Annotated in this window: 17 protein-coding genes; 10 read left to right on the forward strand and 7 right to left on the reverse strand. The window is 71.4% G+C overall.

Annotated elements, in window-relative coordinates:
- Window positions 1-32 precede the first annotated feature (32 nt).
- Window positions 33-2,963 (forward strand): AfsR/SARP family transcriptional regulator, encoded by a 2,931-nt coding sequence (locus ACIP6U_RS28730; protein WP_401723454.1) that lies wholly within the window; start codon window positions 33-35, stop codon window positions 2,961-2,963.
- Between the two features lie 26 nt (window positions 2,964-2,989).
- Here ACIP6U_RS28730 and ACIP6U_RS28735 read toward each other — a convergent pair whose 3' ends face one another.
- The 3 genes from ACIP6U_RS28735 to ACIP6U_RS28745 form a co-directional block, all read right to left on the reverse strand.
- The gene (locus ACIP6U_RS28735; protein ID WP_401723456.1) at window positions 2,990-3,580 is read right to left on the reverse strand and encodes a sigma-70 family RNA polymerase sigma factor; all 591 of its coding nucleotides are present in this window, start codon (window positions 3,578-3,580) and stop codon (window positions 2,990-2,992) included.
- A gap of 179 nt (window positions 3,581-3,759) precedes the next feature.
- Window positions 3,760-4,680 carry a hypothetical protein gene (locus ACIP6U_RS28740; protein ID WP_401723459.1) on the reverse strand — a complete coding sequence of 307 codons (921 nt, stop codon included), beginning with the start codon at window positions 4,678-4,680 and terminating at the stop codon, window positions 3,760-3,762.
- Between the two features lie 50 nt (window positions 4,681-4,730).
- Window positions 4,731-5,561 carry a lytic transglycosylase domain-containing protein gene (locus ACIP6U_RS28745; protein WP_401723461.1) on the reverse strand — a complete coding sequence of 277 codons (831 nt, stop codon included), beginning with the start codon at window positions 5,559-5,561 and terminating at the stop codon, window positions 4,731-4,733.
- 177 nt (window positions 5,562-5,738) lie between these two features.
- Here ACIP6U_RS28745 and ACIP6U_RS28750 point away from each other — a divergent pair, with 177 nt between their 5' ends.
- From ACIP6U_RS28750 to ACIP6U_RS28785, 8 genes are all read left to right on the forward strand, one after another.
- A complete protein-coding gene (locus ACIP6U_RS28750; protein ID WP_401723464.1) occupies window positions 5,739-6,584 on the forward strand; it encodes a hypothetical protein in 846 nt (281 codons plus the stop codon).
- Window positions 6,581-6,865 carry a hypothetical protein gene (locus ACIP6U_RS28755; protein ID WP_401723466.1) on the forward strand — a complete coding sequence of 95 codons (285 nt, stop codon included), beginning with the start codon at window positions 6,581-6,583 and terminating at the stop codon, window positions 6,863-6,865. The genes ACIP6U_RS28750 and ACIP6U_RS28755 overlap by 4 nt, the downstream gene beginning before the upstream one ends.
- Window positions 6,866-6,945: 80 nt before the next feature.
- Complete coding sequence (locus ACIP6U_RS28760) at window positions 6,946-7,260, forward strand: hypothetical protein (protein ID WP_401723467.1); 315 nt, start codon at window positions 6,946-6,948, stop codon at window positions 7,258-7,260.
- 13 nt (window positions 7,261-7,273) lie between these two features.
- The gene (locus ACIP6U_RS28765; RefSeq protein ID WP_401723470.1) at window positions 7,274-8,029 is read left to right on the forward strand and encodes a hypothetical protein; all 756 of its coding nucleotides are present in this window, start codon (window positions 7,274-7,276) and stop codon (window positions 8,027-8,029) included.
- 1 nt (window position 8,030) lies between these two features.
- Window positions 8,031-9,266: a hypothetical protein gene (locus ACIP6U_RS28770; RefSeq protein ID WP_401723473.1), complete on the forward strand. Its 1,236-nt coding sequence runs from the start codon at window positions 8,031-8,033 to the stop codon at window positions 9,264-9,266.
- 167 nt (window positions 9,267-9,433) lie between these two features.
- Entirely contained in the window at window positions 9,434-10,927 is a 1,494-nt protein-coding gene (locus ACIP6U_RS28775; protein WP_401723475.1) for an SCO6880 family protein, read from the forward strand.
- Between the two features lie 278 nt (window positions 10,928-11,205).
- A complete protein-coding gene (locus ACIP6U_RS28780; RefSeq protein WP_401723896.1) occupies window positions 11,206-12,747 on the forward strand; it encodes an ATP/GTP-binding protein in 1,542 nt (513 codons plus the stop codon).
- The gene (locus ACIP6U_RS28785; RefSeq protein WP_401723478.1) at window positions 12,735-14,558 is read left to right on the forward strand and encodes a TraM recognition domain-containing protein; all 1,824 of its coding nucleotides are present in this window, start codon (window positions 12,735-12,737) and stop codon (window positions 14,556-14,558) included. The genes ACIP6U_RS28780 and ACIP6U_RS28785 overlap by 13 nt, the downstream gene beginning before the upstream one ends.
- On the opposite strand, the gene ACIP6U_RS28790 is transcribed toward ACIP6U_RS28785, so the two are convergent.
- Together ACIP6U_RS28790 and ACIP6U_RS28795 are read right to left on the reverse strand one after the other, a co-directional pair.
- A complete protein-coding gene (locus tag ACIP6U_RS28790) occupies window positions 14,455-15,645 on the reverse strand; it encodes a DUF418 domain-containing protein (RefSeq protein WP_401723480.1) in 1,191 nt (396 codons plus the stop codon). The two genes, ACIP6U_RS28785 and ACIP6U_RS28790, sit on opposite strands and share 104 nt — an antisense overlap.
- A gap of 44 nt (window positions 15,646-15,689) precedes the next feature.
- Entirely contained in the window at window positions 15,690-16,082 is a 393-nt protein-coding gene (locus ACIP6U_RS28795; protein WP_401723483.1) for a hypothetical protein, read from the reverse strand.
- Window positions 16,083-16,261: 179 nt separating this feature from the next.
- Between ACIP6U_RS28795 and ACIP6U_RS28800 the strand changes: the two genes are divergently transcribed.
- Window positions 16,262-17,293: an NlpC/P60 family protein gene (locus tag ACIP6U_RS28800; protein ID WP_401723485.1), complete on the forward strand. Its 1,032-nt coding sequence runs from the start codon at window positions 16,262-16,264 to the stop codon at window positions 17,291-17,293.
- Window positions 17,294-17,392: 99 nt separating this feature from the next.
- Here the strand turns inward: ACIP6U_RS28800 and ACIP6U_RS28805 are convergent, their stop codons facing one another.
- Together ACIP6U_RS28805 and ACIP6U_RS28810 are read right to left on the reverse strand one after the other, a co-directional pair.
- A complete protein-coding gene (locus tag ACIP6U_RS28805) occupies window positions 17,393-18,040 on the reverse strand; it encodes a hypothetical protein (RefSeq protein WP_401723488.1) in 648 nt (215 codons plus the stop codon).
- Window positions 18,041-18,079: 39 nt separating this feature from the next.
- A complete protein-coding gene (locus tag ACIP6U_RS28810) occupies window positions 18,080-19,219 on the reverse strand; it encodes a hypothetical protein (RefSeq protein ID WP_401723490.1) in 1,140 nt (379 codons plus the stop codon).
- Between the last annotated feature and the right edge of the window lie 30 nt (window positions 19,220-19,249).

Below are 19,249 nucleotides of genomic sequence, written 5' to 3' on the forward strand. Positions count from 1 at the left end.
GTTCGGCATCCTGGCCGCTACTGTGCTGGACCGTGGAGGAAAGTGGACCGCACAGCCTCCGGTTCTCCCTGCTCGGCCCGCTGCGTGCCTGGCGGGGTCCCGTCGAACTGGCGCTTGGCTCCCCTCAGCAGTGTGCGGTGCTCGCGGCGCTGCTGCTCAGCCGGGGGCGGCCGATCGGGGTGGCCGATCTCGTGGACGGGGTCTGGGGCGCGCGGCCTTCTCCGGGCGCTGTCGCCATGGTGCGTACCTACGTCTCACGGCTCCGCAAGCTGTTCGAGCCCGAGCGGATGCCAGGGCGGCCGTCCGGGCTGCTGGTCTCCATCGGGGACGGATACGCCCTGCGGACCGACCGGATCTCCAGTGATCTGGCCGAGTTCGAGGAGGCGTTGACGCAGGCCGAGCGCCGTCGGGTCGCCGGTGACACGAATGGCGCGGTCCGGTTGCTGCGTACCGTGTCGGCCGCCGGGGGCGGTGCTGCACTGGCCGGTGTGCCCGGTCCGTACGCCGAGTCCGCGCGGACCGATCTGGCTGAACGCCGTCTGGGCGCCTTGGAGTTGAGGCTGTCCATGGAGCTGGAGCTGGGCCGCCACGAGGCGGCGGTGCCGGAACTGCTGGCGCTACGCGACGCGCATCCGCTGCGAGAGGCGGTGGTCGAGCTGCTGCTGACCGCCTTGTACCGGTGCGGCCGGCAGGCCGAGGCGCTGGAGGCCTACGCGAGCACGCGCCGCGTGCTGGTCGAGGAACTGGGCATCGAGCCGGGGCCGTCCTTACGTGCCGTACACGCACGGCTTCTCGCCGGAGACCTCGCGCTCGCCCGGCCGACGCTCCACGGACCGGCCGCCGACACCCACGCCCCGCACAGTCCCGGTGCCCCGCCTCGTCCGGAGCCGGAGGCCTCCTCACCGGGCCGCCGGGCCGGAGTCGTGAGCCCTGCCCAACTCCCCGCCGATCTGGCCTTGTTCACCGGTCGCCGTACCGAACTCGACTACTTCGCCACCCTGTTGCCCGAAGGAGACGGCCCGCCCGACACCGCGGTCATCGGCGTCGTCGACGGAATGGCGGGGACCGGCAAGACCACCCTCGCCGTGCACTGGGCCCACCGGGTGGCCCATCGGTTCCCCGACGGCTGTCTGTACGTCAACCTTCGCGGTTACGACCCGCACGGCGCCCGGATGCTTCCGGAATCCGCGATCGAGATGTTCCTCATGGCGCTCGGCGTGCCCCCGCAGACCGTCCCGGAGGGACTCGACGCACAGGCCGCCTTCTACCGCAGCGTCCTCGCCGGCCGGCGCGTCCTGATCGTGTTGGACAACGCCCGGGACGCCGACCAGGTACGGCCGCTGCTGCCCGGCACACCCGGCAGCCTCGTGATCGTCACCAGCCGCAACCGGCTCGGCGGTCTCGTCGCCGGGCACGGTGCCCGTCCGCTCACGACGGGCCTGTTGAGCGCCGAGGAATCGTACGAGTTGCTGTCCCGGCGGCTGGGCGCCCGCGTCGACGCCGAACCGGAGGCCGTCGCCGCGATCACCGAGCTGTGCGCCCGGCTGCCGCTGGCCCTGGCCATCGTGGCGGCCCGCGCGGCCCACCATCCCGGCTTCCGGCTCGTCGACGTCGCGCAGGAACTCCGGGACCACCACGGCAGCCTCGACGCGTTCGTCGGCGACGACGCCGGCACCGACGCCCGTGCCGTGTTCTCCTGGTCGTACCAGGCCCTGTCGCCCGAGGCGGCCGGGCTCTTCCGCCGTCTCGCCCTGCACCCGGGCCCCGACATCACCACCGTCGCGGCCACCGCGCTGACCGGCGCACCACCCCGTGAGGTCCGCGCCCTGCTGACCGAACTCACCAGGGCGAACCTGTTCATCGAACACGCTCCGGGCCGGTTCGTCTTCCACGACCTGCTGCGCGCCTACTCCGGCGAACTCGCCGAGGCCGAGGACGGCGAGAGCGTCCGGGGCGCGGCTCTGCTGCGGATGCACGACCACTTCCTGCGGACCGCCCACAACGCCTCCTCGGTCCTCGATCCGTTCCGCGAGACCATCGCCCTGCCGCCGGGCACAACGGACAGCGAGCCCCTTCGGTTCAACGACCGGGGACAGGCGACCGCCTGGCTGCGCACGGAGCGGTACGTCCTGAGCGCGATCGTCGAACACGCCGCCGCCCACGGGTACGACGAACACGCCTGGCGCATCGCCGCGGCCGTGGACGTCTACTTCAACCGGCTCGGGTTCTGGCACGACCTCCTGAAGATCAACAGCGTGGCGCTGGGAGCGGCACGGGAACTCGGCGATCCCGTCGGCCAGGCGTACTCCCTGTGCGGTCTGGGCGTGGCCCACTCGCAGCTCAACCACGCCGAGCCCGCGTCGAGGCACCTCGAACGCGCGCTGGAGCTGTTCCGTGCCGCCGGTGACCCGTTCGGTCAGGCCCGGGTCCATCGCGGCCTCGCCTACCTGGCCAACCGGACGGACCGGCGTCCGGCCGCCCTCGACCACTACGCCGAGGCTCGGGCGCTGTTCCGGGCCGAGGGCGACCGCAACGGCGAAGCCGGTGTGCTCAACCAGGTCGCCTGGACGTACATCCTGATCGGCGAGCACGAGAAAGCCCTCGACTGCTGCCGGGAGGGCCTGGCCCTCTACGACGAGATGGGCGACCCCTACGGATCGGCCTCGACGCAGGACACCCTCGGCTACGCCTATCACCACCTTGGCCTGTACGCGGACGCCATCGAGCATTTCAAGCGGTCGGCGAGCCTGTTCGCCGTGATCGGCGACCGCTATCTCGAAGCCGACGTCCTGCGCCACCTCAGCGACGCCCGCCGGGCCACCGGTGACCTCGACGCGGCCCGCGCGGCGCTGCGGTCCGCCCTCGCGCTGCTGGAGGAGATGGGCCATCCGGACGCCGAGGAGGTGGGCTCGGTCCTGCGTGAACTGGAGACCGCCGGGCCGGATGCGCCGACAGGCCCTTGACGCCTTCACGGGCTCCGGCCGCCGGCTCAGCACGCCACGTCCGTCTCCGCCCCTTCCTGCCACGCCTCCTCCACCACGACTCCCTGTTCCCGCAGGGCCAGGCGCAGGCTGCGCAGCGCGTAGTACACGCGGGACTTCACCGTGCCCCGCGGAATCCCCAGGTCCTCCGCGGCCTGCTGGGTGGTGCGGTCCGCGAAGAACGTCGCCTGGAGCACCTCACGGTGCGCGGGCGTGAGCGTCTGAAGAGCCTTGTGCAGCACCATGGACGACAGCATCCGTTCTATGTCGTCCACCTCGCAGTACATGTCGCCCAGCCAGTTGGTGCCGCTGATCTCCAACGGGCGCGCCATCCGGGTCCGGTGCGCGTCGATGACCAGGTTGCGGGCGACCCGGAACATCCAGGGGCGGATGGCCATGCCCTCGGCGTCGGTCAGATTCCCGTTGTTCCAGCAGCGCAGCAGCGTCTCCTGGAGGATGTCCTCCGCGCGGTGCGTGTCCCAGTCCAGCATGCGCAGCACGTACGAGTAGAGGGCCGGCCCGTGTTCCAGATAGAGGTCGCGCAGCGCCCGTTCCTCGGGCGAGACCGCGCTCGCCGAGCCGATGGCCGTCACGTTCATGGAAGTGCTCCTGCTCCTCGGGTTGACCGCCCCCGGCCGGTTGCGCGCCGGGGGTGGTGCTCGTGGGGAACGGAGTGTTCCGAGGGACGGTCCACGTCTGTTTGACGCCTGGTGTACGAGGCGATTGACGGGCCGGTCAGCGCCAGTGCGCCGGAGTGCGCGGGGTCGCGCGGGAGGGTTCAGACGTACGCCCCCTCCAACGCCTTCACGTGTCTGCGGACCTCTTCGGCGAGTTCGGTGTGGCCGGGCGGCAGCGCGCCCCGACGGCTCAACATGTCCCACATGTGCAGCAGTTCGTGCCCGTGGGCGACGGCGGCCCGGGAGTCGTCGAGCTGCTGCCAGGCCGCGGCCGCCCGCGCCACGTCCATCGGCGCCCGCTCGTCGCGGGCACCGCACCGGATCCTGGCCACGGCCAGCGCCAGTACGACGGCCACGCGGTGGTCGCCGCGCAGGTACGCGAGGTAGGCCTCCACGGCCCGCGCCTCCAGCGCGTGCGGATGCTCGGCGCCCACCGAACCGGTCAGGCGCTCGCGCAGCGCGGTCGCCCTGGCGAACGCCTCGTCGAGCCGGCCGGCGACCCCCAACGCGTTGATCCGGCCGACCTGTTCGGAGAGTCCGGCGGGGGGCAGGTCGACGCCGGGGACTGGTTCCCGCACGGGGGTACCGGTGGCGGCCGTGGCACGGGCGCGGGCGACCGCGCCGGCGATGGCGGAGGTGGGGGTGGAGGCGGAGGCGGACATGGAGGTCGAGGTGGCGGACGCGGTGACGGTGGGCGCGGACGCGAGGTCGGTGGACGGCTCGAAGGCCGGCTCGGGTTCCGGCTCGGATGCCGACGGCGGTTCGGGTTCCGGTGTTTCCCCGGATTCGTGCGCGAGGACGTGGCTGGAGCCGTCCGGCAGCACCCGCAGGACGAAGTGGGCCGTACCGGGGCCGTCGCCGACCGTGGCCTCCACGGCCGCGCCGGACTCCTCGGCGTACCGGTGCAACTCGTCGAGCACGGCCTCGTGCACGGACTGACCGGGGGCGGGGACGAGCGGGTCGCCGTTGATCTCGGCGAGGCCCTCGTCGGAGACGTACACCTTGAAGCGGTCCTGGTCCATGGCTGTCTTCCTCGTACGGCGGGTCCGGTGGAGTGGGGGAGTGGGGGGTGTCAGTTCGTGCGGGTCGGCGTCGAGGTGGGTGTGACGCCGGGGGTGGCGCCCGAGGGCGGGGCGGCGATGCCCTGGTACTTGGCGAACTGGGCGCGGATGGCGAGGACATAGCTCAGGGCGTCGTTCGACTGCGGGACGCCCTTGGCCGCCTTGATGGCGTCCATGCCGACGGCGTGGCCGGCCAGGGCGAGGTCCAGGACGCTGTTGGTGGTGTTGCCGTCCTTGTCGGTGGTCTTCACGACCGTGCCGTTGTCGAGCAACGTCTGTCCCTGGCTCGCCAGATCGCACATGTAGCGGCCCAGGGCCATGATCGAGTCCTTGTTGTCCGACGCCTGTGTCTTGCCGTTGTTGTCGTCGTCCTTACCGAACTTGCTGAAGGTGTCCGGCGTCAGCTGTGAGATGCCCGTCTCGCCGTGCGGGCCGACCACGGCCGAGTTGAAGCCGGACGCCTTCTCCAGCTGGGAGGCGATGACGATCGGGCCGATCGCGTCGCACTGCTCGCCGGCTTTCTGGATGGGGTCCACCAGGTCCGCGGGGACGGTGGAGGTGTCCAACTCGCCCTTTCCGTCGCCCTGGAGGATGGCCACCATCTGGTTCGCGGTGTCGTTGTCGCCGCTGTAGTCGTCGGCGCTGCCGCCGCCTCCGCCGAAGAGCAGGATCAGCGCGATGAGCGGGGCGAGCAGGACCCCGAGCCCGCCGAAGATGATGATCAGCGGCACGGCGCCCGCCACGGCGAGCGGGATCATCACGCAGCCGCCCACGCCGGCACCGGCCACGCCGTACATGACGGCGTTCGAGCCCGCGCCGTCCTCGCTCTCTGCGGCACCCATCCGCGTCCTCCGCCTTCTTCGACTCGTCTTGAACCGCTGTGGCCACATGGCCCGTTGTGCTGTCCGACGGACCCGGTAGACCGAAACGGGGCCCGTGGCGCAAAGGTTCAGAACAGCGGAAACCGGATGAGTCAGAGCAGTGGAAGCACGAGCCAGGAGGGGGGCGGGAAAAACATCGTGGGCACTCCTTCGGCACCACAACCGATCCCGCAGTCATGGGTACGGGGACCCAAGTCCACGCAGCCGGCACACCCGGAGACGGACGGCGGCACGGCCGCCCCGGTGGGGCAACCGGCGTACTCCCCACACCAGGGTTTCGGCGGCGGGCTGCCGTCCGCACCCGTGCGGCAGGAGGCACCGGCACCGCGGGCGCGGAGCGCCGTACAGCCCGCCCCGGGCCAGATCGCCCCGGCCGTCTCCCGGCCCCCGGCACCCGCCGCACGGCAGACCACAGCCCCCGGGGCGCCCGCCGCGCGGCAGGCCGCACCCCGGTCCGACTCCCTTGCGCGCAAGGCCCCTTCGGACCGCCCGACGGAGCAGGGCTGGGGTCAGCCGAAGCGGCCCAGGACGGCGGCGCGCGGCAGGTCGCGCGAGGACGTCGGGTGGGTCAAGGCCCACGGCGGCTCCGGCGCGACCTCGCTGGTCGAGGCCCTGGGCGGCGTGGACGTGGGCGCCCGCTGGCCGGAGCCCGCGCGGGGCGAGCCGTACCGGATCGTCCTGGTCGGCCGGACCAGCGCGAGCGGACTGCGCTCCGTGTCCCGGGCGCTCGGCGCGCTCAACGACGGCAACGCCCCGCAGGGGCTCGAACTGCTGGCCGTGGTGCTCGTCGCCGACGCCCCCGGGCGGCTGCCGCTCGGGCTGCTGCGCCGCATCCGGGTCCTGCGCTCCGTCGCCCGCGTGCACCGCGTGCCATGGATCCCGGCGTGGCGCACGGACAGCCGGATGAAGTACGTCCCCAGGCAACTCGTCACGCTCTCCCGGCTGGTGGGCAGCGACGTCTACGGCGAGGGAGCCAGGTCGTGATCCAACACCCCTACGCCGCGCAGTACTTGGCCGACGGGTACGACCCTGGCGACGACGGTCACCTAATCATCAACACCCTCTCCTGGTGCGCCTCGGCCTGTGGTGTCGCCGGACTGATCATCGTCGGTATGCAGATGGCGCTCCAGCTGCGCCGCGGCGACCCGGGCGAGGGCGGTGAGCACTTCCGCGGTGTCTTCTTCGTCGTCCTGGCCTGTGTGATCGCCACCTCGGCCGGTCCGCTCGTCACCTTCCTCGGCGACCTGACCCTTCAAGGGCCCTGAGACCAACAGGCCTTCCAGCACTGCCAGTTCACCGCCCCGCCCACCACTCGGTCCGGGCGCCGACTCCTCGGAGAATCCTCATGTCCGCAATGCTCCAAGAAGCCTCCCACTACCTCGCCGCCGTCGTCCCCGCACCGTCGGGCGGCGCCAACGTCCCCCAGCCGACGAGCAACGCTCCCGGCCCGCTGACCACCAAGGTCAACCTCGTCCTCGGCATCCTGGCCTGGGCCGGCACCGCGGCCGGAGTCTGCGGCGTGCTGATCACCGGCGCGATGATGGCCATCTCCGTCAAGCGGGGTGAGAGCTCGGAGCACATGAGCCGCCTCGGCATGGTGCTCGGCGGCTGTGTCCTGGTGGCCACGGCCGGCCCGATCGTCCAGTTCGTCTTCAACTAGAGAGCGCGGGACAGTGGGCATCTTCAAGCGCGGAGAACAGCGGTCCGAGGAGTCCGGGCCGTACTGGAAGCAGCGCAGTTGGCAGGCATCGGCGGGGTTCCTCGCGCTGGTCGTCGTCCTCGGCGTGATCACCACGCTGACGTCGGGCTCGGGCTCCGGCGGCCGTGCCGGGGCGCCGGTGTCCAAAGGCCCGCTGTCCGGCACCGCCACCAAGAAGGACGGCCGTCCCGGCGGCTGCCGCACCGACGACAGCGCGGGCGACGCGATCCCCACCTCCGTGCCGAAGGACATCAGTTGGCACCCGCTCAGCATCGGGCGGGTGCCGGTCTCGGCCTCGGCGGGGCCGACCAGGATCGAGGGTGCCGTGTGGTGGTGCTTCGCGCACACACCCATGGGCGCCGCGCTGGCCGCCACCGACATCCCCACCCAGATGAGCGGAACGCAGTGGCGCACCGTCACCGACCAGCAGGTGGTCGCCGGGCAGGGACGCGAACTGTTCGTGTTCCAGCGCACCGCCGTGCCGGACACGGACAGTTCGAACAGGGCCCCGGTCACGTCGTCCTACGCAGGGTTCCAGGTGACCTCGTACACCAAGGAGGCGGCGACCGTCAGGCTGTTGATCAAGAACGAGCAGGGCTATGCCGCGACCAGCGTCTCCGTGCGCTGGAGCGGCGGCGACTGGAAGATCCAGCCCGACGGAAGCGGCGGCCTGTACTCGCAGTTGGCCACTGAGCAGAGCGCCGTCGGCTACACACTCTGGGGGGTCTGACGTGGCGGCCTGCAGCAACGGGAATCCGCTCGCGGACGCGATCACCGGGTTCTTCAGCTTTCTCGGCGACCCGGTCGGGACCGTCATCGGACTGATCGCGAAGTCGATCCTCGCCGCCGCGATCGCGGTGTTCGCGGGGCTCGCCGACAGCGTCCCGACCCTGGACGACACGACCACCTCGCACGACCTCAGTGACAAGACATCGTGGATCGTGGTCTATCTGGCCGTCGGTTCGCTGCTGTTCGCGGCGGGCAAGATGGCGATCGAGCGCAAGGGCACCGCCGGTGTCACCGCGCTGAAGGGCATCCTGCGCGTCATCCTCGTCGCGGGCGCGGCCACCACCGTCTGCCTGGCGGCGGCAAGGGTCGCGGACAGTTACTCCACCTACCTGTTCAACGACTCCGTACAGAACGCCCTGGACAACATCGGCGCCTGTGGGGACAACAGCGACATCCAGTCCTTCCTGCTGCTGATCCTCGCCTTCCTGCTGCTGCTCGCGGGCATCCTGCACACGATCCTGATGTACATCCGGCTCGGCGTCATGATGATCATGCTCGGCACCCTGCCGCTGGCCGCCGCGGCCTCGATGACGGACTGGGGCGCGGGCTGGTGGCGCAAGCACATCGGCTGGATGATCTCCTGGCTCCTCTACAAGCCCGCGGTCGCTCTCGTGCTGAACGCCGGCATGACGATGATCAGCCAGGGCAAGACCGGCACGAACCCCAACGTCAACACCCGTATCGCCGGCATCGGCGTGATGCTGCTCTCCGCCATCGCGCTCCCCGCGCTGCTGAAGCTCGTCGTACCCGCCACCGCTGCCATGGGCACCGGCGACCCGATGGCCGCCATGGGCCAGGCGGGCAACCAGCTGGCGACCGGTGCCGTGCAGGTCGGCGCCATGAGCGGCGGGTCCGGCGGGTCCGGCGGAGACAGCGGACAGAAGGGCCCGAGCGGAGCGAGCGGCACCGGCGGGGCGGCCGGTACCTCCGGTGGTGACGGGGCGTCCGGCGGAAGCGGTTCGGACGGCGCGTCCGGCTCGGGCGGTCCGAGCGGGGCGAGCAAGGGCGGTGGCGGCGCGGGCAAGGCCGCGGGCGGTGCGGGCAAGGAAGCCGGAGCGGCGCTGGGCGGCCCCGCCGGTATCGCGATCCTCGCGGCCGTGGCCGCGGCCCAGACCGCGGGCTCGACCGTCTCCGGTGCCGTCGAGGGCGGCGACGGAGACCTCGGCAACAACAAGTGAGCCCGGGGGAGTCCACGACACCCAGGCGGTACGCCCCTACCTCCGCCCGGCGTCGCCTCCCCTGACGAACCGCCGCCGGGCGCCCTTTCCCCAGGGCGCCCGGCGGTCTCCCCATCGGCCCCAACTCACGGCGCAACGGCGTCACTTCACGAAAGGAAACCGGTCACATGTCCACGGAAGCCGTCTCCCATCCGACCTACGGGAACTGGCGCAGGCCGAGGCGCGCGGGGCTCGGACCGCTCGGACTCCTCGGCACCTTCGTGATCTTCGGCGGCCTCGTCGCCACCCTGCTGGCGTCCCTGATCTCGCTGTACGCGGCGATCATCGTGTTCGTACCGGTCGTCCTGTTCCTCATCCCGCTCGCCATCCGCACCCAGGACGGCCGCAACGTCTACCAGCTCTTCGCCCTGCGCGTCGGCTGGTGGCGCCGGAAGGCCGCGGGCGCGCACCTCTACGTCTCGGGCCCGCTGTCCGCGCGGCCCGGCGGCCGGTTCCGCCCGCCGGGACTGCTCAACAAGGTCACTGCGAGCGAGGGCCGGGACGCCTACGACCGGCCCTTCGGGATCCTGCACCACCCGCAGCGCGACCTGTACACGATCGTCCTGGGCTGCGACCCCGACGGCGGTTCGCTCATCGACCCGGACCAGGTCGACGTCTGGGTCGCGCTGTGGGGCGAGTGGCTGGCCCGGCTCTCCCACGAACCCGGCCTCAAGGGCGCCACCGTGATCGTGGAGACCGCCCCCGACCCCGGCACCCGGCTCGCCCACGAGGTGCTGCCCCGCATCCACCCGAACGCGCCGGCCGCCGCCCGCGCCGTGATGGAGGAGGTAGTCGACCGCTACCCGAGCGCCTCCTCCGAGATGCACACCTACGTCACGCTCACCTACGGCAACCCGGCCGGCCAGAAGCGCAGGAAGGAGGACGTGATGACCGAACTGGCCATCCGTATCCCCGGCCTGCTCAGCGGTCTCGTCGCGGCCGGCGGCGGCGCCGCCTACCCGCTGTCGGCCGAGCGGATCGCCGAGGTCGTCCGGGTCGCCTACGACCCCGCCGTCGCCGCCGATGTCCTCAACGCCCGTGCCCTGGAAGGCGGAACGGGCCTGGAGTGGGACGACGCCGGTCCCGCCGCCGCCGTGGAGACGGTGAACGCCTATCAGCACGACTCGGGTGTCTCCCGCACCTGGATGCTGACCCTGGCACCCCGCGGCACCGTCCGCTCCTCGGTCCTGCGCGGCATGCTGGAGGCCGCCCCCGGCACCCGGCGCAAGCGGGTCGCCCTGGTCTACCGGGCCATCGACCCCGCCACCTCGGCCCGTATCGTCGAAGCCGACCGGCGCAGCGCCCAGTTCATGGCCACGTCCGGCAAGGGCATGGTGCAGGCGCGCGCGGCCTCCGAGGTGCGGGCGGCCGAACAGACCGCCGCCGAGGAGGCGTCCGGCGCCGGACTCGTGGAGTTCTCCCTGATGCTGACGGTCACCGTCGACAACCTGGAGGAACTCGCCGACGCCAGCGTCACCGTACGCAATCTGACCGCGGCGTCCCGGGTGCTGATGCGCCCCGCCGACCGGATGCAGGCGGCCGCGTTCAGCTGCACCCTGCCCGCCGGAATCCTTCCGTGGGAACAGACCCTCGTCCCGCACGAACTGCAGGAGGCGCTGTGAGTCGCCGAAGCGAGGAGAAGCTGGCCGAGCGAGCGGACCGGCTGGCCGAGGAAGCGGCGCTCCGGGACCTCGCCGAGGGCGGGTCGGGGCTGGTCGGCCTGGACGGATTCGGCGCCCGGGCCGCCGCGAAGAAGTCCACCAAGGCCAAGGCCAGGTCCGACGCCGAGCGCGGCGGCAGGGAGAAGGGCCCCGCCAAGCAGAAGGGCCCCGCCAAGCCCCGGGAGCTGTACGTCCCGGCCCGCGGCTGGCAGGGGGCCGGCGGTGGCCGCGTCGGCTACATGGACCCGCCCACCATGTGGCGCGCCACCACGGTGCAGGCCTGCGGCATGTGGCCGTTCGCCGCCGGTTCGGGCTCGCCCATGACCGGAGTGCCGCTGGGACAGCATCTGTCCACCGGCGCCACGGTCTGCGGCGACCCGCTGAACTGGTTCACCCGGGCCCGCTACATCTCCAACCCCTCCCTGTTCATGCTCGGCATGCCGGGCCTGGGCAAGTCGACCCTCATCAACCGGATGCTGATCGGGCTCGCCGCGACCGGTGTCGTCCCGCTGGTCCTCGGCGACCTCAAGCCCGACTACGCCGACACCGTCCGCGCGCTCGGCGGCCAGGTCATCTCCATCGGCCGGGGCCGGGGCGGCATCAACGTCCTGGACCCGGGCGCCATGGGGGAGGCCGCCGCGAAGATCGGCGGCGAGGCCGGCGAGGTGCTGAAGGCGGAGGCCCACGGCCGGGTACTGAACATGGTCGCCGCCCTCATCACCATCGTGCGCGGCCGGCCCATGGACGACCACGAGCAGTCCGTGCTCTCCGCCGTCCTGCACCACCTGCGCCAACGCACCCTGCCCGGCCGCCCGGTGCTGCTGCCCGACGTGCTGCGGGTCCTCACCGAGGGCCCCGACCGGGTCCGCGCGGTCACCCTCGACCGCGGCGACGACGCCCGCTACCGGGACGCCGTGGACCCGCTGCACCGCTCCCTGCTCGGCATCCTCGACGGCCCGCTCGGCGACACCTTCGCCTCCGAGACGTCCACCCGGATCGACGCGAACGCACCCGCCGTGTGCATCGACATCTCCGGCATCGGGGAGGCCGACACCCAGCTCACCGCCGCCGCGATGCTCGCCGCCTGGTCCGACGGCCTCGGCACGGTCGCCGCCTCGCACGCCCTCGCGGACGCCGGACTGGCGCCCCGGCGCTGGTTCTTCACCGTCCTCGACGAACTGTGGCGCCCGCTGCGCGCGGCCTCCGGCATCGTCGACCGCATCGACGCGCTCACCCGTCTCAACCGCTCCCTCGGACTCGGCGACGCCAAGATCACCCACACCCTCAAGGACGCCGAGGCCCTCGGTACCGACGCCGACCGCGCCAAGGCGCGCGGCTTCGTCGAGCGCGCCGGCATGGTCGTCTGCGCCGGACTGCCGAAGACCGAGATGGAGGACCTCGGCAAGGTCGTCGGGCTCTCCCGCCGCGAGATCGACCTCGTGTCGTCCTGGTCCTCGCCGCCCGGCTGGGGCGTGCGGGGCGAGGACGAGGAACCCCCGGGCCGTGGGCGCTTCCTCATCAAGGTCGGTGGCCGCCCCGGCATCCCGATCAAGGTCGCCATCACCGACGCTGAGCGCGAGCTGCACAACACCAACACCCGCTGGACGACCAACGAGGCGGCCATCGAGCAGGCCGCCGCCCGCACCGCCCAGGAGGTCGCACGGCTCTCCCAGGACGGGCCGCTGCCCCTGGCCTTCCCGGGCGACCCGGCCCCCCTCTCGCTCCCCGCCGACCCGGGCTTCCCCGCCGGAGAAGAGTCGGTCAGGGGGTGGACGGCGTGAGCGGACCCCGCAGCACCGACCTCGGCGACCAGACGCAGTGGGCCATCGCCGCGCTGGCCGCCTTCGGCACCCTCGCCTTCACCGTCGTCTGGGCCGGCGGCACCTTCGGCGCCGGCCTCTCGGGCGCCGGCTGGGACGCCCCGCCGTTCGCCATGTCCACCGTCTCCACCCTGGTCTCCGACGGACCGACCGCGCTGTGGCCGGGCACCCAGGCCGCCGTGCTCTACGCGGGCATGCTCGGCATGCTGGCGCTCATCGCCGTGCCCACCGCCCTCGCCGTCAACTTCTTCATGGACCGCGGCAAGGCACCCAAGGGCCTCGCGGGCAAGCGCGAACTCGCCGCCATGTGCCCCAAGGGCATCGAAGCCCGCGCCCGCGAACTGCGCCCCACCCTCAAGGGACGCGAGGAACTCCACCCCGACGAGACCGGCAACCTCCTCGGCGACCTCGACCCCAAGGGCCCCGAACTGCGCAGCAGTTACGAGGACGTGGAGCTCGACCTGATGGCGCCGCGGGCCGGCAAGTCCACCGGAATCGCCGTGCCCCGGGTGCTGCGCGCCCAGGGCGCGGTCCTGCTGACCTCCAACAAGTCCGACGTGTACGCCGTCACCCGCGCCCAGCGCGAAAGGGCGGGTACGGTATGGACGTTCGACCCGCAGGGCATCGCCCACGCGCCACGCTCCATGTGGTGGAACATCCTCGGCGAGTGCCACACCATCGAGGGCGCCCGCCGGATGGCCGGTCACTTCGTGGCGTCCGTCAACGACGACACCGCGAAGAAGGACTTCTGGATCTCGGCCGCCCAGAACACCCTGACCGCGCTGTTCCTGGCGGCCGCCCGCGGCCGGGCTCCGCTGTCCGAGCTGCTGGCCTGGCTCTCCGACCCCGCGGACCGCACCCCGATCGACCTGCTCCGCGAGGTCGGACTGGTCGCGATGGCCGAGCAGTTGCAGGGCACGGTGCGTGGCGCGGTGGAGACCCGGGACGGCATCTACGAGACCGCCCGCCAGACCGCGTCCTGCCTCCTCGACCCGGAGATCCTTGCCTGGGTCACGCCCGATCCCGAACTCCCGGAATTCCGCCCGAACGAGCACGTCCTGGGCACCGACACCCTCTACCTGCTGTCCAAGGACGGCGGCGGTTCGGCGGCCGGCGTCATCGCGGGTCTCGCCGACGCGACGATGCGGGCGGGTGTCGTGGCCGCCGAGCGGATGGGCGGCCGGCTCGACCCGCCGCTGACCGCGGTCCTCGACGAGGCGGCCAACGTGTGCCGCATCTCCGATCTCCCCGACCTGTACTCCCACTTCGGCTCGCGCGGCATCAACGTCGTGACCCTGCTGCAGAGTTACCGCCAGGGCGCCCGCGTGTGGGGCGACGTCGGCATGGACGCGCTGTGGAGCGCGGCGACCGTCAAACTCCTCGGCGCCGGTCTGGACGACGCCGACTTCGTGCAGAAGATCTCCACTCTCGTCGGCCAGCACGACGTGAAGACCCCGAGCATCTCCCGCAGCAAGGACGGCACCTCACGCTCCTACTCCTACCGTCAGGAGTCCGTCCTGCCGCCCGACCGGATCCGCGCCCTCCCCAAGGGCACCGCCCTGCTCCTCGCCACCGGCGTCAAGCCGGCCCTCATCCGGCTGCGCCCCTGGTACAAGGAGCCCGGCGCCGCGGAGATCTCGGCGGCCGCGAAGGCGGAGACGGCGGCCATCACGGAACGCGCAGCGGCTCGTCCCCTGCCGGGTCCGGGCCTGACCCTTGCGAAGGAGAACGTCGTGGACCTGGAGAGTTACCGGGACGCCGCCCGAGCGTGACGGTCCGCAGCACCAGCTCGGCCGGCGCGTACCGCACCCGCCCCATGAGCCATACGCCCAGGGCGAGTTGGGCGCCGTACAGCACCGGACACCAGGCGAGGACGACGGCGGTGCCGACCCGGTCGTAGAGACCGAGGCCGTAACCGGTGAAGACGAGCGCGAGGACCAGTGACTGGGAGAGGTACTGGGTGAGGGCCATGCGCCCGGAGGCGGCCAGCACCCGCGCCGCCGCCGGGCGCACGGCGGTCAGCAGCAGGAGCAGGCCGCAGGCGTACGACGCCGTGAGCGCGGGCGCGGTCAGCAGCGACACCGCGTGTCCGACCAGGAACCAGCGGCTGTCCAGCGGTCCGTTCGCACAGCACGCGGTCACCACACCGCCGGCCAGGCCGACCGGCAGCCACCTGACGACGACATCCCTGAGCCACTTCCGGTCCCGGCCGCGCCGCTCCACCAGACCCGCCTTGGCCGCCGCCAGACCGGCCAGGAACGCGGCCAGCATGTCGGGGGTGTACAGCAGGTTCGCGCCCAGAGCCGTCGGCAGCTCGTGCAGACGTGCCCCGACCACCGACAGGAAACCGCCGCGATACGCGGCCACACTGTGCGCGACCTCAGGGGCGTACTGCCCCGGGGTGGCCGGTCGCGTGAAGGCGACGGTCAGCAGCCCGTACCCGAGCAGCAGCAGCGCGAGGCCCACCACCAGACAGACCGCGACCCGCAGCGCGGCCCGCGGACTCAGCCCGCGCAGTCCGTACAGGACCAGCCCCAGGGCGGCGTACGTCATCAGGATGTCGCCGCTGAAGAGCAGCACCGCGTGCGCGAGCCCGAGGCCGAACAGCCCTGCCGTGCGCCGGAGATGGCGTCCGGCGGACCCGCCGCCCGGCTGCCCCGCGGAGCGCTCCTGGAGGACGAAGCTGTAGCCGAAGAGGAACGAGAACAGCTGATAGAGGGTGGTGGTCGCGGTCACCGCCCAGGCGGCACCCCGGTCGACGCCGGAGGCATGAGGACCGCCGCCGAACGCGGTGTAAGGACTCGCCATCAGCTGGGCGTTGACGAGCAGGATGTCGAACAGGGCGAATCCACGGAGCACGTCGACGTCCTGGACCCGCCGGGGACCGACCGCCTCGCCCCCGCTCACCGCGTCAGCCGGGTTCCGCAGACGAACACCACGGTCGACATCAGGAACCATCCGAACGCCGGCGACAGCAGATACCGGGGGGTCCAGAGCCGGGCCGCCGTGGGCCGGTTGCGCGGATAGCACACGGGCACCGTCCCGCCGACCTGAGGCAGCCCGCGCAGCGTGCCGTACGTGCCGGCGTCGACGACGACGGGCCGCCCCAGGTGGTCGGTGAACATCACCAGCCCGGTCCGCCGCCGGTCGCCCGCGACACGCGGGATCACCGTGCCCGTCACGAGCACTCCCCGCACCCACAGCCGCGCCACGGCCAGCAACTGCCGTACGGCGAGAAGGAGAAACCCGAGACCCACCCCCGTGCACAGGGTGAGCAGCAGCAACTTGGCGTCCATACGGTCCCCTTCACCGGCCGTCCTACCTCTTCGCGCACAACGTCTCCCGCGCGCCACGGGTTCACGTCCTCGCCCCACCACCGGTTCACGCCGTCACCTCTTCACTGAACCGCCGTACGGGTGGCGCCCGTTGTGCGTACGCATCCCGACCCATGCGTATGAAGGGAGCTTCGGCCCTGATGAGACGGCCCCTGCGCACACACGGCTACCGGGCGGCAGCCGTCGCCCTGGCCTGCGCCCTGACGGCGGCGAGCCAACAGGGCGCCCGAGCCGACCCTCAGACCCTCACCGAAGTACAGAACAAACTGGAGAGCCTGTACCACCAGGCGGAGGTGGCGACCGACAAGTACAACGCGGCCGACGGCAAGGTGAAGGCACAGAAGCGGCGCGTCGGTTCACTCACCTCCCGGGTCCGCACGACCGAGGCGAAACTGACCCGCCTCAACTCCCTCGCCGGAGCGACGGCCAGGGCCCAGTACCGCGGCGGCGGCGTGCCCGCCGAGCTCCAGTTCGCGCTGGCCAGCGACCCCGGTCGGGCCCTGGACAACGCGGGACTGGCGCTCCAGGCCCAACAGAACACACAGAACCTGCTGACCGAGCTGAAGACGACGAAGTCGGCCCTGCGCACCCGCACGGACGAGGCGGCGGCGGAACTGAAGCGGTTGCGGGCGAGCCGCCGCGCGATGGCGACGCAACGCAGGACGATCGAGCGCCACATCGCCGAGGCGAAGGCGTTGGAGTCCTCGCTGGCGGCGAAGGAGCGGGCCCGCCTCGCCGACCTGGAGAAGAAGGAGGCCGAACAGGCCCAGGCGAGGTGGGAGAGCACGGGCGTTCTCAAGAAGGTCGGCACCGACGCGACGGCCGCCGGCCGGAAGGCCATCGCATTCGCCGCCAAGCAGATCGGCAAGCCCTACGTCTGGGGCGCCGAGGGGCCCGACTCCTACGACTGTTCCGGCCTCACGAGCCAGGCGTGGCTGGCGGCCGGTGTCACGATCCCCCGCACGTCGGAAATGCAGTGGGCCCAGCTGAAGCACGTCCCCATCGAGGACATGCGACCCGGAGACCTGATCATCTACTTCTCCGACGCGAGCCATGTGGCGATCTACGCCGGGGGCGGGAACATCATCTCGGCGCCGCGGCCGGGGCGATACGTGTACGAGTCGCCGGCGGCTTCGATGGAGATTCTGGGGGTGGTGCGGCCGGACGCGTGAGCCGGCGGTGCGCGCGTCCTGGGTGTGCGTCGCCTGCGGGCAAGGCTGAGCGCCCTGTCCACCTGGGTGGTTGACAGGGCGCTCGGGCTGTGGTGCGGACTACTTCACCACTACTTTCGGATGGGCCGAGGCCAAGTGGGGCGACGGCGGGGGACTGGCCGTCTCGCCGGCCTCCGTCAAGGAGCCGAGGGACGACTGGAACCTTCCCGCCTTTGCCATGGCCGCGCGGTTCTGGTTCACCGCGGTGTCGGGGTTGAACGGCCGGTCGAACTCCTTGAGCGCGTCGGTCCCTCTTCTCCCGACATGACGTCGAGCGTCCTCATGACTGATCAGCCTGAGGTTGGGCCGGTCGTCGCTGTACGTGTTGGTGAATTCGGCGAGGCTGGTGGTGGGCTTCCATTTGCCCCCACTGCCTTCGACCGAGAACACCTGATCCTGGAAGCTTTCCGGGCTGGGTACGCGCCGTGACACAGCCCCGGGCTTCTGCGAGTCGCCGATCAGGCGTTGGGTGTACACGTACATCTCCTGCGGAGCGTTCCTGACCATGTCCTTGGCCTGTTGCTCCGTCAGCTGGCGCACCTCGTTCGGATTCGGTGCGCTCGGCCCCGGGTCGGAACGGTGCGGATGCCACTGGTTGTCGATCAGAGACCGGAACTCCCAGCTCGTGGCATCGGAGTGCCGCCACAGGCTGGTGGCGGTGCCCAGCTCCTGCATGTCCATCTCGTGGGCCCAATAGGTGTATGCCATCCGGCTCCTCCCTCCTTCACTTGCTCCGATGCGGTTCGGTCAGCGCCCTACAGGCGCCGGGCCCGGTGCCGCGGCGTGGTGGTTGGCGGGCACCGCCGGGGGTGTGTGTACGGGAATTTCGCCCGGCGCGCTGTTCGTGCGAGTGACCGCGGGCCTGTTCGCCGCATCGATCGCCTGCTCGTAGAGCGACTGGTTGCTGTTCCTCCGCTGCAGCGGCTGCTGGCTCTGGAGGGCTTCCATGGCGTACAGAATCCGCTGCACCTGGGCCAGCGCTTCCGGCTTCGGCTCCGGAATGGACGCGGGACCGTCCACCACCTTGCCGACCGGCAACGACCGCGTCAGCGTGTCCAGGCGATCCAGATGGTCCGGTACGACATCGGTGCGGCCCTGGTACATCGAGGCCATCACGTAGTCGGTCGCCCGCACGTAGTCCTTGGCCTCGGCACCGTACTTCTTCTCCAGCATGCCTGAGCGCTGGAGTTCGTAGGGCAGATGCAGTTTGTCCTTGACCTTGAGGTTGCCCGGGGTGTGCATCTGGAACTCGCAGGGGGCGCCCAGCCCGTTGGGCTGCATCTCAAGGGTCGTCACCGGGATGGGGGGCTCGACGTCGGTGGGGTCCTTCTCATGCGCCGCGATCTTGTTCGCGGTGTCCCGAACGAGGCTGTCGTTCTGGAAGGCGCGCACCTCCGGGTCCGTGGCCGCGATCTGTTCGGACGGCTTGATCACGGCGTTGCTGCCCTTGTAGACGGGGTGGCGCCAGGTGTGGTTGAACTTGATGAACTCCGCGTTCTGGGCGGTCAGATGGCCGACGGCGCCCTCGGCCGCCTCCGTGTAGTTCGCGGGCTCGGTGGCCGACGAGTAGCGGTGCAGGTCCTTGACGTCGGCGAGGACGTCTTCGACCACGTTCTCGTAGTCGGGGAGTTGACTCGCGACCTTTCGCCGCAGGGAGTCCAGACCCTTGAGGGAGTGCTCGATCGGGCCCTCGCCCGTGTCTCCCACGAGCACCATGCCGAGATGCGCGTTGGCGGCGGCGACGTTGCGCATCATCGCGTCGTAGGCCGGCCGACGCTCCACCCCGGCCTGATGAAACAACTTCACTGCGGTGTTCTGTTCGGGGGTCAGGCTCAGAGATACCTCGGTGCCTTCTCCCTGCCAGCTTCCGTCGGGCTTTTCACCCATGGTGCGTACCTCCGGAATTCTCGGTGTGCG

The organism is Streptomyces sp. NPDC088794 (assembly GCF_044750545.1).
Taxonomy (GTDB): Bacteria; Actinomycetota; Actinomycetes; order Streptomycetales; family Streptomycetaceae; genus Streptomyces.